General features: G+C 60.7%; 13 protein-coding genes and 1 pseudogene. 9 read left to right on the top strand and 5 right to left on the bottom strand.

The window, feature by feature from the left end; translation table 11 throughout:
* The first annotated feature begins 9 nt into the window (after positions 1-9).
* The 6 genes and pseudogenes from atuD to ppnP all read left to right on the top strand — a co-directional run bounded on the left by atuD (position 10) and on the right by ppnP (position 5,014).
* On the top strand, positions 10-1,167 hold the full coding sequence (gene atuD / locus AB4O08_RS20985) for a citronellyl-CoA dehydrogenase (protein WP_010208800.1): 1,158 nt from the start codon (positions 10-12) through the stop codon (positions 1,165-1,167).
* Positions 1,164-1,925, top strand: a complete 762-nt coding sequence (locus tag AB4O08_RS20980) for an enoyl-CoA hydratase/isomerase family protein (RefSeq protein WP_010208799.1) — start codon at positions 1,164-1,166, stop codon at positions 1,923-1,925. Before atuD ends, AB4O08_RS20980 begins: the two co-directional genes overlap by 4 nt.
* Before the next feature lie 117 nt (positions 1,926-2,042).
* A complete protein-coding gene (locus tag AB4O08_RS20975; RefSeq protein WP_042571860.1) occupies positions 2,043-3,926 on the top strand; it encodes an acetyl-CoA carboxylase biotin carboxylase subunit in 1,884 nt (627 codons plus the stop codon).
* Positions 3,927-3,999: 73 nt separating this feature from the next.
* Entirely contained in the window at positions 4,000-4,542 is a 543-nt protein-coding gene (locus AB4O08_RS20970) for a 3'-5' exonuclease (protein ID WP_042571861.1), read from the top strand.
* A 65-nt stretch (positions 4,543-4,607) separates the two neighbouring features.
* Positions 4,608-4,697: pseudogene (locus AB4O08_RS20965) on the top strand (outer membrane lipoprotein carrier protein LolA); the annotation flags it as partial.
* Positions 4,698-4,729: 32 nt separating this feature from the next.
* A complete protein-coding gene (ppnP, locus tag AB4O08_RS20960) occupies positions 4,730-5,014 on the top strand; it encodes a pyrimidine/purine nucleoside phosphorylase (RefSeq protein WP_010208796.1) in 285 nt (94 codons plus the stop codon).
* 66 nt (positions 5,015-5,080) lie between these two features.
* On the opposite strand, the gene AB4O08_RS20955 is transcribed toward ppnP, so the two are convergent.
* A complete protein-coding gene (locus AB4O08_RS20955) occupies positions 5,081-5,887 on the bottom strand; it encodes an MOSC domain-containing protein (protein WP_460114319.1) in 807 nt (268 codons plus the stop codon).
* Positions 5,888-5,926: 39 nt separating this feature from the next.
* Positions 5,927-6,862, bottom strand: coding sequence for a chemotaxis protein CheV (locus AB4O08_RS20950; protein ID WP_010208794.1), 936 nt, complete (start codon positions 6,860-6,862; stop codon positions 5,927-5,929).
* A gap of 539 nt (positions 6,863-7,401) precedes the next feature.
* Between AB4O08_RS20950 and AB4O08_RS20945 the strand changes: the two genes are divergently transcribed.
* The 3 genes from AB4O08_RS20945 (at position 7,402) to AB4O08_RS20935 (ending at position 9,767) form a co-directional block, all read left to right on the top strand.
* On the top strand, positions 7,402-7,851 hold the full coding sequence (locus AB4O08_RS20945) for a hypothetical protein (RefSeq protein WP_021490826.1): 450 nt from the start codon (positions 7,402-7,404) through the stop codon (positions 7,849-7,851).
* A 369-nt stretch (positions 7,852-8,220) separates the two neighbouring features.
* The gene (locus AB4O08_RS20940) at positions 8,221-9,111 is read left to right on the top strand and encodes a sensor histidine kinase (RefSeq protein WP_042571862.1); all 891 of its coding nucleotides are present in this window, start codon (positions 8,221-8,223) and stop codon (positions 9,109-9,111) included.
* Positions 9,108-9,767, top strand: coding sequence for a response regulator transcription factor (locus tag AB4O08_RS20935; protein WP_010208790.1), 660 nt, complete (start codon positions 9,108-9,110; stop codon positions 9,765-9,767). Before AB4O08_RS20940 ends, AB4O08_RS20935 begins: the two co-directional genes overlap by 4 nt.
* On the opposite strand, the gene yegS is transcribed toward AB4O08_RS20935, so the two are convergent.
* The 3 genes from yegS to AB4O08_RS20920 all read right to left on the bottom strand — a co-directional run bounded on the left by yegS (position 9,726) and on the right by AB4O08_RS20920 (position 12,085).
* Entirely contained in the window at positions 9,726-10,646 is a 921-nt protein-coding gene (gene yegS, locus AB4O08_RS20930; protein ID WP_010208787.1) for a lipid kinase YegS, read from the bottom strand. The two genes, AB4O08_RS20935 and yegS, sit on opposite strands and share 42 nt — an antisense overlap.
* A gap of 563 nt (positions 10,647-11,209) precedes the next feature.
* On the bottom strand, positions 11,210-11,602 hold the full coding sequence (locus AB4O08_RS20925; protein WP_010208786.1) for a DUF2802 domain-containing protein: 393 nt from the start codon (positions 11,600-11,602) through the stop codon (positions 11,210-11,212).
* Positions 11,603-12,085 (bottom strand): chemotaxis protein CheW, encoded by a 483-nt coding sequence (locus AB4O08_RS20920; protein ID WP_010208785.1) that lies wholly within the window; start codon positions 12,083-12,085, stop codon positions 11,603-11,605.
* Positions 12,086-12,152 lie beyond the last annotated feature (67 nt).

Here is a 12,152-nt window from a genome sequence, read left to right as displayed (position 1 = left end):
ACAATAAAAATGATCTTTACCCAGGAACACCAGGCACTGCGCCGCACCGTCCGCGCCTTCGTCGACCGCGAGATCAATCCCCATGTGGACGCATGGGAAAAAGCCGGACGCTTTCCCATCCATGAGATCTTCCGCAAGGCTGGCGACCTCGGTCTGCTCGGCATTTCCAAGCCGGAGAAATTCGGTGGCATGGGCCTGGACTACAGCTATTCCATCGTCGCCGCCGAAGAATTCGGCACCATTCGCTGCGGCGGCATTCCCATGTCCATTGGCGTACAGACCGACATGTGCACCCCCGCCCTCGCCCGCTTCGGCAGCGATGAACTGCGCGACGAATTCCTGCGTCCGGCCATCAGCGGCGAGCAGGTCGGCTGCATCGGCGTCTCGGAAACCGGCGCCGGCTCCGACGTGGCCGGGCTCAAGACCCATGCGCGTAAGGACGGCGACGACTACGTGATCAACGGCAGCAAAATGTGGATCACCAATTCACCCAGCGCCGACTTCATCTGCCTGCTGGCCAACACTTCCGACGACAAACCGCACATCAACAAGTCGCTGATCATGGTGCCGATGAACACCCCCGGCATCAGCGTCAGCCCGCCCCTGGAAAAGCTTGGCATGCACAGCTCCGAGACCGCCCAGGTGTTCTTCGACGACGTGCGCGTGCCGCAGCGCAACCGCATCGGCCATGAAGGCGCGGGGTTCATGATGCAGATGCTGCAGTTCCAGGAAGAACGCCTGTTTGGCGCGGCCAATATGATCAAGGGCCTGGAGCACTGCATCGACAGCACCATCGACTACTGCAAAGAACGCCAGACCTTCGGCAAGGCGCTGATCGATAACCAGGTCATTCACTTTCGCTTGGCTGAGCTCTCCACCGAAATCGAATGCCTGCGCGCGCTGGTCTATCAGGCCACCGAGCAATACATCAAAGGCCAGGACGTCACCCGCCTGGCCTCCATGGCCAAGCTCAAGGCCGGGCGCCTGGGCCGCGAAGTCAGCGACAGTTGCCTGCAATACTGGGGCGGCATGGGCTTTATGTGGGACAACCCCGTGGCCCGCGCTTATCGCGATGTGCGCCTGGTGTCGATCGGCGGCGGCGCCGACGAAATCATGCTGGGCATCATCTGCAAACTGATGGGCACCTTGCCGGGGAAAAAATCATGAAGACCTTGCTGCTGGAACCGCACAACGGCGTGTTGCACATCACCCTCAACCGCCCTGAAAACCGCAATGCGATGAGCCTGGAAATGGTCAATGAACTGCGCAGCGTGATGGCGAAGCTGGACAGCCAGACGCGGGCGGTGGTGATCAGCGGTTCAGGCGGGCATTTTTGCGCCGGGGCCGACGTGAAGGATCTCGTCACCGCGGGTAGCCAACTACAGGCACTGAACCGGGCGTTTGGCACCTTGCTGCAGGAAGTGGAAAGCGTGCCGCAAGTCGTGATCGTGGTGCTACAGGGCGCGGTGCTGGGCGGGGGGTTTGGGTTGGCGTGTGTGAGTGATATCGCGATAGCCGATCACCAGGCGCAATTCGGATTGCCGGAGACCAGCCTGGGATTATTGCCAGCGCAGATTGCGCCGTTTGTGGTCAAGCGGATTGGCCTGACCCAGGCACGACGGTTGGCGCTGACGGCAGCTCGGTTTGATGGCGTGGAAGCTGAACGATTGGGGGTGGTGCATTTTACCGAGCGCGACCCGCAGGCGCTGGCAGAGCGTTTGGATGAGGTACTGGGACACGTGCTGCGCTGCGCACCAGGCGCGAATGGACGGACCAAATCCCTGTTGCTGGCGAGTGTGGATGAGCCGCTTGAGGCTGTGCTGGACCGAGGGGCGCAGTGGTTTGCCGAGGCGGTAAGGAGCGAAGAAGGGATTGAGGGGACGCAGGCGTTTGTGCAGAAAAGAAAGCCTCGGTGGTGTAAGTGACGCCATCGCGAGCAAGCCAGCTCCCACAGTGCAGAGGTGCGAACACCTACAACTGTGGGGGCTGGCTTGCCTGCGATGAGGCCCGCTCAAACACCCCATCAGCCAAGGGATACACCCATGCCCGCATTCAGCAAAATCCTGATCGCCAACCGCGGTGAAATCGCCTGCCGCATCCAGCGCACCGCCCAGGCCCTTGGCTATCGCACGGTGGCGGTCTACAGCGATGCCGACGCCCAGGCCCTGCACGTACAGATGGCCGACGAAGCCGTGCACATCGGCCCCGCCCCGGTCCAACAGTCATACCTCAATATCGACGCCATCCTCAACGCTGCCAGAGTCACCAGCGCCGATGCCATCCACCCCGGCTACGGCTTCCTCTCCGAAAACCCCGACTTCGCCCGCGCCTGCCAGCAAGCCGGCCTGACCTTTATCGGCCCCAGCCCCGAAGCCATCGAACTGATGGGCAGCAAACGCCTGTCCAAACTCGCCATGCTCGACGCGGGCGTGCCGTGCATCGCCGGTTACCAAGGCAGCGCCCAGGACGACAGCACCCTGCAACGGGAAGCCGACGCCATCGGCTACCCCTTGATGATCAAAGCCAGCGCCGGCGGTGGCGGTCGCGGCATGCGCCTCGTCCAGCACCCAGAAGAGCTGCTGGACAACCTGCACACCGCCCGCTCAGAGGCCAAAAACGCCTTCGGCAGCGGCGAACTGATCCTCGAACAAGCCCTGATCGACCCGCGCCACGTCGAAATCCAGCTGTTCGGCGACAGCCACGGCCACCTCATTTACCTCGGCGAGCGCGACTGCTCGATCCAGCGCCGCCATCAGAAAATCATCGAGGAAGCCCCCTGCCCGGTCATGACGCCCGAACTGCGCCAGGCCATGGGCGAAGCCGCTTTGAACGCCGGGCGTGCGGTGAACTACGTCGGCGCCGGCACCGTGGAATTCCTGCTCGACCGCAACGGCCGGTTCTACTTCCTGGAAATGAACACGCGTCTGCAAGTGGAACACCCGGTGACCGAACTGATCACCGGCCTCGACCTGGTGGACTGGCAGTTGCAAATCGCCGCCGGCCAACCGTTGCCGCTGACACAGCCGGACGTCTCCCTCAACGGCCACGCCATGGAAGTGCGCCTGTACGCCGAAGACCCGGCCCAGGGTTTCCTGCCGCAAACCGGTGAGGTGTTGCGCTGGGATCCGGCCGCTGGCGTGCGTATCGACCATGGAGTGACGGAAGGCCAACGCATCAGCCCGTTCTACGACCCGATGCTGGGCAAAATCATTGCCTATGGCGCGACCCGCGAAGAGGCGCGACGCAAATTGCTACGGGCGGTGGAAGATACGGTGCTGCTCGGGGTCACCACCAATCAGCCGTTGCTGGTTGATCTGCTCAAGCATCCGGACTTTGTCGGCGGCGATTTCAGTACCGGATTTATTGCTGAGCACTTCAGCGAAATCCAGCCCCTGACGCCGTCAGCAGAACACCTTGCCCTGGCCGCCGCACTGTTTTACCAGCACAGCGCCAACCAGCATCCCCAAGGCCTGGCGGGATGGCGCAACAACACCAGCGCACCCTGCACCTATCGCCTGGAGGTCAACGGCGACACCCACACCGTCAACGCTGCCCCCCTGCCTCTCACCACCGACGGCCGCCACGCCAACCACGTGTTCAATGGCATCCGCCGCCGCACCGCCTATCACCTCGTCGGCAACCAACTGTGGCTACCTGGCCTCACGGTGACTGACCGCACCCAGCAAGTCGCCAGCCGCCAGGCCAACGTCAGCAGCGGCACGGTCAAGGCGCCGATGGACGGTGCAATTGTCGATGTGCGGGTCAGCGCCGGCGACAGCGTGACCAAAGGCCAACTGTTGCTGGTGCTCGAAGCCATGAAAATGGAGCATCCGCTGACCGCCGGTATCGACGGTGTGATCAAGGGCGTGCAAGTAATCGCCGGTGATCAGGTGCGCAATCGTCAAGTTTTACTGGAGATCGTCTAGCCCCTAGGCGGAACTACAGGGCCGGGCTACGCTCTATCCCCATCAGAAAGGGAAGAGTACGGGAACCTGCACGATGCCTCATTGGCTGATTATTGACCTTGAAGCCACAACGGATGAAGGCGGCTGGCCCGTGACGGAGATGGAAGTCATCGAGATCGGCGCGAGCCTGGTCAACCGCCAGGGCCGCGAACTGGATCACTTCCAGCGCTTTGTGCGGCCGCTGCGCCGGCCATTGCTGACGCCCTTTTGTCGCCAACTGACCCACATCACCCAGGTAAACATCGATGGCGCGGCGCCGATGACCGAGGTGTGGCCGCTATTCGAGCGCTGGCTGGGCCAGCATCAGCCGCGCCTGGAAGGCTGGGCCAGCTGGGGTGATTACGATCGTAAGCAACTGGAACTCGAATGGCAGCGCCACGGCCTGTCCAGCGCACTCGCGACCACGCCCCACCTGAACCTCAAGCAGCGCTTCGCCAAGGCCAGGCGGCTGGACAAGCCCCTGGGGCTCAACGGCGCCCTGCAATTGGCGGGGTTGCAGTTCCATGGCCAACAGCATCGGGCGCTGGAGGATGCACGCAACACCGCGCGCCTGCTGCCGTTGATTTTGCCGGTCTAGGCAGCTCCTCTGGCCTTGGGCATACTGGACGCCCTTTTTGGTGATGCTTACCTGTAGGAGCGAGCTTGCTCGCGAAGAACGTCAACGCTAAAGCGGGTAATCTGATTAAACGCGGTGCCTGGGCGTTCTTCGCGAGCAAGCTCGCTCCTACAATAAAAGCATCAACCCCTTTTCCGAGGAATCGCCCATGTTCAAAGTCAACGAGTACTTCGACGGCACCGTCAAGTCGATCGCTTTCGGCACCGCAGAAGGTCCGGCGACCATCGGCGTAATGGCCCCCGGCGAATACGAGTTCGGCACCGCCCAGCGTGAAATCATGCACGTGGTGTCTGGCGCCCTGACCGTCAAACTGCCTGATGCCAGCGAGTGGGAAACCTTCGCCGCCGGCAGCCAGTTCAACGTGCCCGCCAACAGCAAGTTCCAGCTGAAGGTCGCCGTGGACACCGCTTACCTGTGCGAATACCGCGGCTAAGGGTTTCCCGGAAGCAAAAAAAAGCCCGTCTCGCAGGAGACGGGCTTTTTTTATGCGTGAGGAAAGTTACTCCAGGATCGTCACCGGCATCCCGACTTCCAGGCGCCCGATACCATCGTTGACCAGGTTCTGGCCGAAAATCGCGCCGGCTTCGGTCTTGCGATATGCCTCAAGCGTGGCGAAAGGTTCGCGGTCAGCGCTGCGCTCGCCAGTCTGCGGGTCGATGGTGGTGAGGATGCAGCGCGAGCACGGCTTGACCGCACGAAACTCCACGTCGCCGATGCGCAAGCGTTTCCAGCCATCTTCGGCGAAGGCTGCGCTGCCCTCAATGACCAGGTTGGGCCGAAAGCGCAACATGTCCATGGGGCGGCCGATGCGCTGTGAAAGGTCGTCCAGTGACGCCTGACCAATCACCAGCAGCGGGTAACCGTCGGCAAACGCGACTTGGTCGTCGTCCTTGCCGTAACCGGCCTGAGTGGTGCGGGCGCGTTCGAGGGGGATTTGCACCAGGCGCGTCGGTTTGCCGATGAAATCGCTGATCCACGCGGCCGCCGCGTCGCCCGCGTCCGGCACGCGCAAGGTGTCGCGCCAGATCGTCACACCCCGCAACTCGGCGTCGCTGCCGGGCAGCGCCACGTCCAGCGGCGTGTAACCCGGCGAACTCAAGGTGAGGCCGCCGCTGCGGTTCCACAACGCCGACAGTTGGCTCATCTTTGCCACGGCACGCTGCGTGAGGAAACGTCCACTGGCTTCATCCACCAGCATCCAGCGTCGGTCCCCGTCCACCCCGAGTTTATCCAGGCCGACGTGCTGCAGTATTTCGGCCTTGCCGGACTTCAAGGGGTAACGGTACAACGCGCTGAGACGAAGCATGAGCCTGCATTCCTGAGGGACAAAGCCATCACCCTAAGGTCAAGCGGGCACTTCGTCCAGCATCAGACGCTGACGCACCACATCCACCAGCTTGTCGGGCTGGAATTTGGACAGGAAGTTGTCGCAGCCGACCTTCTTCACCATCGAATCGTTGAAACTGCCCGACAGCGAGGTGTGCAGCACCACATACAAGCCACGCAGACGCGGGTCGTTGCGGATCTCCGTGGTGAGGCGGTAGCCGTCCATCTCGGGCATTTCGGCGTCGGTGAAGATCATCAGCAGCTTGTCGGTCATCACCTGGCCGCTGTCGGCCCAGGCCTTGAGCATGTTCAGCGCCTTGAGACCGTCGCTGGCGATGTGCATCTTCACCCCCAACTGGCCGAGTGTGTCGCGCAGTTGCGAGAGGGCCACGTTGGAGTCGTCCACCAGCAGCACTTCGCGGCCACGGGCACGCTCCAGCACCGGATCTTCGAGTTTTTCACGGGAGACCTTGGCGTTGTACGGCACGATCTCGGCCAGGACTTTTTCCACGTCGATGATTTCCACCAACTGGTCGTCGACCTTGCTGATGGCCGTGAGGTAATGCTGGCGACCGGCACTGGTCGGTGGCGGCAGGATGGCTTCCCAGTTCATGTTGACGATGCGGTCCACGCCGCCCACCAGGAACGCCTGCACCGAGCGGTTGTACTCGGTGACGATAATCGTACTGTTGGGGCCCGGCACCAGCGGGCGCATCCCAATGGCCTGGGACAGGTCAATCACCGGCAGGGTCTGGCCCCGCAGGTTGACCACGCCACAGACGAACGGGTGGCGCTGCGGCATCAAGGTCAACTTGGGCAGTTGCAGGACTTCCTGCACCTTGAACACGTTGATCGCGAACAACTGACGCCCGAACAGGCGGAACATGAGGATTTCCAGGCGATTCTCACCCACCAGTTGCGTGCGTTGATCTACCGTGTCGAGAATGCCGGCCATTAAATGCTCCTGATGCGCTAAAGGTTGTGCAGCTCACTTACAGCTTGTTATCGGCGGCAAGCGCCAGACCTTGACCCTTGTAAAATGCCACGCAAATCCATTGATGTCACACTGACATCATGGTTTACTGCGCTGGCCTCTCCAGAGAGCGGCACGGCGACGTTGCACGACATTCAATTCGGTGCAAGGTTCCACCATGTAAGGGATTCCCCTATGCACAATCAGGCCCAACCTGATATTCGCAATATCTAATAGCCATTAATGTGACGCCATTCTCAATGCATGAATGGAGTCAGGCTTTTGTTTGCCATCCCAAGCCCTCGGCCCACAGGCCTTCTAGACATTCAAATGTCGGCAATTGAAGGTGTGCAATTGACCCCGTTCATGACGGCCGCGCACAGCCCTCGCCGTCACTCTAATAATCTTCCTACTGACAATTCAGAAGCAACCTACAGATCCCAGTCATATTTCAGCGCTACTTTTAAGCCATTCACCCGGTGCGACATCTCATCACCCGACCTTATGTTGCGGAGACTTGTATGATGAACAGCGCAAATGAATGGCAGACAACTCTTCCTGAATTTTTGCTTGAAGCAGAAACCCTGCTGGCCAAGTCGCAAGAGTGCTTGAGCCATCTGCACCTGATCCGCGACGACAGCGATGCCATCGAGTGCATGAAGGCCAGCCTGACGAAACTGGCCGAGAAGGCTGACAACCTGGCCCTGCAGGCGATCAGCGAATTTTCCCGGCATATCCACTACCTGATTGCCAATGCTGCCAGCCCGATGCAACTGCATGATCAGGCGCTGGATGCCTTGCACGCGTGCCTGACGCTACTGGCATGGCAGCTTGAACTGATCGATGCCCGCACCGGCGAACTGGGTATGGATGAGAGTGAGCAAGCAACCCTGATTGCTACTGTCACGCTACAGATTCCGCAAAAAGACTTCAGCTATAAACCGCAGCAGCGGATGCACCACGCGTCTTGAGCGAATATCAGGTCGTGTTTAACCGGAAGTTATCTGAAAACGACATCCCCATTAATTCAAGGGCATTTCGTTGCGCAGAAAAAGATATCAATTAGCCATTAACGGTAATAACGATACAAACAAACAGAAATAATATAATGCCCCTACTCCATGAACTCTGGGAATACCGCCCGGAGCATTTGCGCAGTTAATACCCCTTGCTTGGCACGGCACCAGGCGACCAACGGTAATAGTGGTGGTACTATGCCCCACTCGAAGTGACTCAACTTCATCATGCATAAAAACGATTCGATTACACGGTCCAAACAGAGCCCTGTCAGCCGCCGTGACCGGACTTTCCGCAGCGAACCTTCATTGGCTCCATCCGCTATGTACGCCTCCCTCAAGACACTCATCGCAAGGTCCGCGTCCCGCAGCAATGCACGCCGTTTGATCCTCGCGCTGTGCCTTGGCTCGCTGCTGCTGAGTCTGTGGGCCTACCATTTTTCTGCCGCCTTGCCGCTGCTGGTAATCCTCAACCTGACCACACTGGTGGTGGTCGGCCTGCAACAGTGGCACTCGCGCAAAGCCATCAAGTTCCAGCCCCAGGAACTGGCCGATCGCCTGTTGCAAGTACAGGAAAACGAACGCCACCGCCTCAGTCGCGAACTGCATGACGACATCGGCCAACTGCTCACCGCCGCCAAGCTGCAAAGCGAATGGCTCAAGCGCCGCCTGCCCGAAGACCTACAAAGCCAGTGCACGGTGCTGTGCAACACCCTCAATGAAACCCTGGCCAAGGTGCGTGACGTCTCCGCCATCCTCAACCCGCGCCAGTTGGCCAGCCTGGGCCTGGAAGCCAGCCTGCGGGCGCACCTGCTCAAGACCCTTGAAAACACGCAGGTGTGCTGGAGCCTGGAATGCCAGCAACGGCTGACCGGCATCCCGGAAGAAATGGCCGTGGCGGCCTTTCGCATTACCCAGGAAGCGGTGACCAACATGCTGCGCCACGCCCAGGCGCGCAATCTGCTGGTACGCCTGCAACGCCTGCCTGAGGGCCTGTCACTGTTTATCAGCGATGACGGCCAGGGCTTTTCGCCAGCCATCAACCCGGGCCTGGAAGGCCAGCGAGGTATGGCCGGTATGTCAGAGCGGATTGATCAGCTTGGCGGTTCATTATCCGTCAGCAGCCAGCCAGGCAAAGGGACACGGATCGACGCGCTTTTCCCCTGGGCGCCCCGCGCCCTCGAACGGGCCAGTTCCCCTAAGGTTCTCGAGTGACCTGCACATTACTCCTGGTGGATGACCATGCACTGATCCGGGCCGGCGTACGCGCGCTGGTCCAGGACATTCCTGGTTACACGGTGGTCGGCGAAGCCAGCGATGGCGCGCAATTACTGGAGCGGTTCAGCGCCCTGTTGCCCGATATCGTGCTGCTGGACCTGTCGATGAAACACACCGGCGGCCTGGATGCCCTGCAGCAACTCAAGCGCGCCTACCCCAAGAGCCGCGTGCTGATCCTGTCGATGCACACCGACCCGGAACTGATCATGTGCGCGCTGGAATCCGGCGCCCACGGCTACCTGCTCAAGGACACCACCGCCAACGAGCTGGAACACGCGCTCCTGGCCCTGCGCAACAACGAGCGCTATCTGAGCCCGGCGATTGCCCACACGGTGATCAACCAGGCGCTGGTGCGCAGCCAGGGTCCAACCCCGCCCGCGGGTCATAGCCACAACCTCACGGCGCGGCAGCTGGAAATTCTGCGCCTGATCGTACGCGGCAAGTCTACCCGGGAAATCGCCCACGGCCTGGGCCTGAGCATCAAGACCGTGGAAGCGCACCGCTCGCAGATCATGAAGCGCCTGCAGATTTTCGACGTGGCGGGCCTGGTGTTATTTGCGGTGCGCGAGCAGATCATCAGCCTGGACGACTAACGGCGAATCCACCGGCAGATGCACACGCAAGGCCTTGGGCAAGGCCTCGAAGTGCAGGTCATCGCCCTCCAGCGGCTCGCCATCCAGGTTGATGTACAGGCCCTGCGCGACCTTGATATTCACCCATGGCAGGCGCGCCCGCACAAACATGGTGTCCAGGCCCCAGCCATTGCTCATCAGTTCTCGCAGAGTACCGACCACTTCCTGAGGCGCGGGCAGGATGCTGACATCCAGCAAGCCATCATCGGCCATGGCGCCTGGACATAGCTCATGCCCACCGCCCGCCTGGCGACCGTTGCCGATGCCCAGGGCGAGCAACTCGCCTTTCCAATGGAAGTCGGGGCCGTCCAACTCGGCGTAGGCGGCCTTTAGCTCGCTGAACCGCGTCAAACCCGTGAACAGGTAGGCGGCGCCGCCCAGGACCTTCTTCAAGTCTTCAGAGGTATTGGCCGTGACTTGGCTGCCGAAACCGCCGGTGGCCATGTTGAGGAAGATTTGCCCGCCGACCTGGCCAAGGTCGATGGCCCTTGGCGGCACATCCAGCAGTGCCAGGGCCTGGGCGGGTTCCAGCGGCACGCCGGCAGCCTTGGCGAAGTCGTTGGCGGTGCCCAGGGGCATCAACACCAGGCTGGCGTCAGTCTTGGCCTGGGCCATGGCTTCGGCTACGTCGCGCAAGGTGCCGTCGCCGCCGCCGGCAATGATGTGGGTGTAGCCGTCGGCCAGGGCTTCGCTGACCAGACGTTGGGCATCGCCGCCTTCCCAGGTGACCCGCACGGCCAGCTCCCCACCCTGCTCGCGCCGGGCCTGCACGGCGGAGCGTACGTCCTCGTTGAGGGCTTGCTTGCCGTGGAGGATCAACAGGGCTTTGGGGGTGGTCATGGGTGGGTTACTCCTGGATTCAAAGGTGCTCGGAAGATGTGGACCTTTGGCGAGGAAAAAAAAGCCATCGAATGGGAAAATAATTGGATGATTGAGTACATATCCGTTTTTTGGGTAACGGCTGCTTAGGGTGCCGCCCTTACGGCGGGTCACTTTTGGAAAAGAGCCCCAACACTCGGTGTGCCCGTAATCCGACAGTGATTTGGGGGGCGCCAAAGATCAAAAACAAAGCCAGAGCCAGAGCAGATTGATATCTACCTGATATAGGAGATCTAAATTGTGGGAGCGGGCTTGCTCGCGAAAGCGGTGGATCAGTTAGCCATGTAATCGCCGACACGCCACCTTCGCGAGCAAGCCCGCTCCCTCATTTGAAACTGAGACCGGCTTCCAGAAACCGGTCGGCTACTAGGCCGCCGCGCTTCTGCTTGTGATCTAAGGCGCCCCGTCAAACGCGCAGGCCGAACGCACGCTTTGGAGTGAGGGCACACCGAGCCGAGGCGAGGTGCCGAATGTTGGGGCGGAACCAATAGCAGCCGTTACCCAAATAATGGATATGCACTCAATCAGCTCTTATGCAGCTTGCTCATCAATTGCGCCTCAGCCTGAGTCAACCCACACGACTGCGTCAGCTCATCCACCGTAGCCCCCATCCCCACCAGCTTGGCAGCCTGGGCAAACGAAAGACTCGAAGGATCCCGCTGCTCGATCTGCGCCAGCTTGTCCGGCAACGGCGCAAGAATCGCGCGCAGTTCATGCACCTCATCCCCCACCCTCACCGCACTCTGCTGGTAATGATCGACCCGCTTCACCAACTCAAGCACGCGCCGGTCACGCACAGCATCACGCTCAGCCTGCTGCAACAACCATTCGCGCTGCTGACGCACATAGCGCAACAGAAACGCCAAGGTCCCGGCCCACAACAGGGCCAGGACGATCACCGCAGCTTCAAGGAACAATCAGATGCTCTCCAGTTCCGACCATTCTTCTTCGCTCATCATCTTGTCCAGCTCAACCAGAATCAACAGTTCGTTGTTCTTGTTGCACACGCCCTGGATGAACTTGGCCGATTCCTCGTTGCCCACGTTCGGCGCGGTTTCCACTTCCGATTGGCGCAGGTAGACCACTTCCGCGACGCTGTCGACCATGATCCCGACCACTTGCTTGTCGGCTTCGATGATGACGATACGCGTGTTGTCGCTGACTTCGACCGTGCCCAGGCCAAAACGCTGGCGGGTGTCGATCACCGTCACCACGTTGCCGCGCAGGTTGATGATGCCCAGCACATAGCTTGGCGCACCGGGAACCGGAGCGATCTCGGTGTAGCGCAGCACTTCCTGCACGCGCATCACGTTAATACCGTAGGTTTCGTTGTCCAGTTTGAAGGTAACCCATTGCAGGATCGGATCATCCAAACCTTGTGCGGACGCTGACTTGTTCATATCTCTGACCCCTTCAAATGCCGATGTAGGCGGCGTGTGTACTTCTATTGGCCGCACGCGCGTGCGG

It is taken from the genome of Pseudomonas sp. H3_E07, from assembly GCF_054668895.1.
The sequence above is the reverse complement of the archived record's forward strand: the minus strand, read 5'-3'. Positions and strand labels throughout refer to the sequence as shown.